General features: G+C 51.6%; 2 rRNA genes. Both read right to left on the bottom strand.

Annotated features, from left to right (window positions below):
- A 23S ribosomal RNA gene (locus P378_RS12085) occupies positions 1-2,429 on the bottom strand; the annotation flags it as partial.
- Positions 2,430-2,679: 250 nt separating this feature from the next.
- A 16S ribosomal RNA gene (locus tag P378_RS12080) occupies positions 2,680-3,378 on the bottom strand; the annotation flags it as partial.

The raw sequence follows: 3,378 nt of genomic DNA, 5'->3' as shown, positions 1-3,378 counted from the left end.
ACTTCTCAGTCTCCCACCTATCCTGTACATCAAATACCAAAACCCAATGTCAAGCTACAGTAAAGCTCCACGGGGTCTTTCTGTCCTGTCGCAGGTAGACGGCATCTTCACCGTCATTACAATTTCACCGAGCCCCTCGTTGAGACAGTGCCAAATCGTTACGCCTTTCGTGCGGGTCAGAACTTACCTGACAAGGAATTTCGCTACCTTAGGACCGTTATAGTTACGGCCGCCGTTTACTGGGGCTTCGGTTCTCTGCTTCGCTTGCGCTAACACTTCCCCTTAACCTTCCAGCACCGGGCAGGCGTCAGCCCTATACGTCAGCTTTCGCTTTAGCAGGGACCTGTGTTTTGGTAAACAGTCGCTTGGGCCTTTTCTCTGCGGCCTCTTCTTGCTCCAGATGTTCATCTTTCACAATACCGAGGCACCCCTTCTCCCGAAGTTACGGGGTCATTTTGCCGAGTTCCTTAACGAGGGTTCTCTCGCGCGCCTTAGGATTTTCACCCCACCTACCTGTGTCGGTTTGCGGTACGGGCACCAACTAACCTCGTTAGAAGTTTTTCTTGGCAGTTTGGGATCCGTTTCTTCGCTACTTGTTTTCGCTCCCCTTCACCTCTCAGGTTTTTTGTGTGGCGGATTTGCTACCACACACCCTACGGGCTTGGACCAGCTTTTCCAGCCGCTGGCTAAACGTACCCTCCTGCGTCACTCCATCCTCAAACGGTCGTTGGTGGCATCGGATTCTCAACCGATTGTCCATCACCTACGCCTTGCGGCCTCGGCTTAGGTCCCGGCTTACTCTGGGCGGACGAACCTTCCCCAGAAATCCTTAGGTTTTCGGCGGGCAGGATTCTCACCTGCCTTTTCGCTTACTCATACCGGCATTCTCACTTCTTATTCCTCCACCGCTCCTCACGGTACGACTTCAACGGAATAAGAACGCTCCCCTACCATCAGATGGAATTAATGCTGCACCAGGTGCCAGTCTTAGCTGAGGTATTTGGTCACAAAATATTTAATTTATTTTTAAGGATATTTTGTGACAAAATGAAACTCACTTTTACCTTTCCAATGTAACACTTGATACACCATTAATTCCATCTGATCCAAAGCTTCGGTGCCAGGCTTAGCCCCGTTTCATTTTCGGCGCAGGGCCACTTGACCAGTGAGCTATTACGCACTCTTTAAATGGTGGCTGCTTCTAAGCCAACATCCTGGTTGTCTGTGCAACCCCACATCCTTTTCCACTTAGCCTGTCTTTGGGACCTTAGCTGTTGGTCTGGGCTGTTTCCCTTTTGACTACGGATCTTAGCACTCGCAGTCTGACTCCCGGAGTAAGTTATGCGGCATTCGGAGTTTGATTGGGTTCGGTAACCCGTGAAGGCCCCTAGCCCATTCAGTGCTCTACCTCCGCTAACCATCTTCCGAGGCTAGCCCTAAAGCTATTTCGGGGAGAACCAGCTATCTCCTGGTTCGATTGGCATTTCACCACTACCCACACCTCATCCGCCTCCTTTTCAACGAAGGTCGGTTCGAGCCTCCACTTTATTTTACTAAAGCTTCACTCTGGACATGGGTAGATCACCAGGTTTCGGGTCTACTCCAACGTACTTGCCGCCCTTTTAAGACTCGCTTTCGCTTTGGCTCCGGCATTGCTCGCCTTAACCTGCACGTTGGATGTAACTCGCCGGTCCGTTCTACAAAAAGTACGCCGTCACACATCAGTCGTCAGTCGTCAGGCAGCAGTCGTCAGGTTTGCATGTATTCCTTTTGGGCCTTTATTCCTTGACCCAAAAGTTCTTTCTTCCTTTTCCCGACGTCTGACGTCTGACGACTTACGACTGAATCGTGCTCCGACAGTTTGTAGGCATACGGTTTCAGGTTCTTTTTCACTCCCCTCCCGGGGTGCTTTTCACCTTTCCCTCACGGTACTGGTTCACTATCGGTCGCTAAGGGTAGTTAGCCTTGGGGGGTGGTCCCCCCGGATTCCCACAGGGTTTCTCGTGTCCTGCGGTACTTGGGATGTCCTCTGCAATTTTCGCCCTTTCGCCTACAGGTGTGTTACCTTCTGTGCAGCACCTTTCCAGGTGTCTTCGACTAGGACTAATCATCACGTGATGAGGTTCCCGCAACCCCAGAGAACCGTAGTCCTCTGGTTTAGGCTCGCCCCTTTTCGCTCGCCGCTACTGGGGGGTTCGATGTTTCTTTCTCTTCCTCCGGGTACTTAGATGTTTCAGTTCCCCGGGTGCCCTCCTCTATGCCTATGTGTTCAGCATAGGGTGACGGAGTTTTGCTCCGCCGGGTTGCCCCATTCGGGTATCCACGGATCAAGGCCTGCTTGCGGCTCCCCGTGGCTTTTCGCAGCTTTCCACGCCCTTCTTCGGCCCTTAGCGCCAAGGCATCCACCGTATGCCCTTTGTTTCTTGACCWRTTGCTTGCTCGGTTACTTTACGTAGCCTGCAAAATTGTTTCTACGACGCTTTACTTTTCGCTGTTCAGTTTTCAAGGAACGKWTTGGCTGTTCGCTTTTAGCAAGCTGCCTGGATTTTTAATTTTACTTCAAGAGACTTTAAAAATCAACCGGAAGTTTCTGGTTGATTTGGTCTCTCAAAACTAAACAGTTGAGATGATGTATGATCGACCAGAGTTCTTGAACCGAAGGTTCAAGTTRCTCCTTAGAAAGGAGGTGATCCAGCCGCACCTTCCGATACGGCTACCTTGTTACGACTTCACCCCAATCACCAACCCCACCTTCGACGGCTSYCTCCTTACGGTTAASTCACCGGCTTCGGGTGTTGTCAGCTTTCGTGGTGTGACGGGCGGTGTGTACAAGGCCCGGGAACGTATTCACCGCAGTATGCTGACCTGCGATTACTAGCGATTCCGACTTCATGTAGTCGAGTTGCAGACTACAATCCGAACTGGGACCGGCTTTCTCAGTTTTGCTCCGCCTCACGGCTTCGCTTCCGTCTGTACCGGCCATTGTAGTACGTGTGTAGCCCAGGACATAAGGGGCATGATGATTTGACGTCATCCCCACCTTCCTCCGTTTTGTCAACGGCAGTCACATTAGAGTTCCCGACTTACTCGCTGGCAACTAATGTTAGGGGTTGCGCTCGTTGCGGGACTTAACCCAACATCTCACGACACGAGCTGACGACAACCATGCACCACCTGTCTCTCTGTTACCCCGAAGGGTAAGGTCCATATCTCTATGGCTTTCAGAGGATGTCAAGCCCTGGTAAGGTTCTTCGCGTTGCGTCGAATTAAACCACATACTCCACCGCTTGTGCGGGCCCCCGTCAATTCCTTTGAGTTTCAGTCTTGCGACCGTACTCCCCAGGCGGAGTGCTTATTGTGTTAACTACGGCACTGCGG

It is taken from the genome of Desulforamulus profundi (genome assembly GCF_002607855.1).
The sequence above is the reverse complement of the archived record's forward strand: the minus strand, read 5'-3'. Positions and strand labels throughout refer to the sequence as shown.